The 448-nt window shown below is 64.3% G+C and carries 1 protein-coding gene; it reads right to left on the bottom strand.

The window, feature by feature from the left end; translation table 11 throughout:
• The coding region (locus tag DJ029_RS21555) for an amidohydrolase family protein (RefSeq protein WP_232823179.1) at window positions 1–442 on the bottom strand (442 nt) is incomplete at its 3' end.
• Between the last annotated feature and the right edge of the window lie 6 nt (window positions 443–448).

Raw genomic sequence — 448 nt, 5'->3', positions numbered from 1 at the left:
CCAGCGAGCCGATCCTGTCGGCCAAGCCGCAGAGTTCCGCCCCCTTCAGAGTGCAGACCTGGATCGCCTCAAGCGGTGTCCAGCCAGCTTCCACGAGGGCTGCGGCCTCCATGTCCATGCGGCCGTGATTGGTGTCGGTACCAACCGCGATCTTGACGCCGTATTGCTTGGCCCATCTGCGGACCTTCAGGCTGCTGGCCTGCGCCGCCAGGGACTTGGCCCTGTAATGCTCCGGCGTGTCAGGGCTTTCCGTCGCCACCTGGAAGACCCCGGTGGTGAACACCAGCCAGGTGTCGGATCCGGCCACCAGCTTCACATCATCTTCAGTGTAGAGGAGGCCATGTTCGACCGAATGAACGCCGGCCTCGATGCAGACTTTCAGCGCCGGGCCTCCATGCAGGTGCGCAACAACTTTGCGGCCATTGCGGCGGGCCTCGTCCACACAGGC

It is taken from the genome of Oceanibium sediminis (assembly GCF_003265325.1).
GTDB classification, from domain to species: Bacteria; Pseudomonadota; Alphaproteobacteria; order Rhodobacterales; family Rhodobacteraceae; genus Halovulum; species Halovulum sediminis.
The sequence above is the reverse complement of the archived record's forward strand: the minus strand, read 5'-3'. Positions and strand labels throughout refer to the sequence as shown.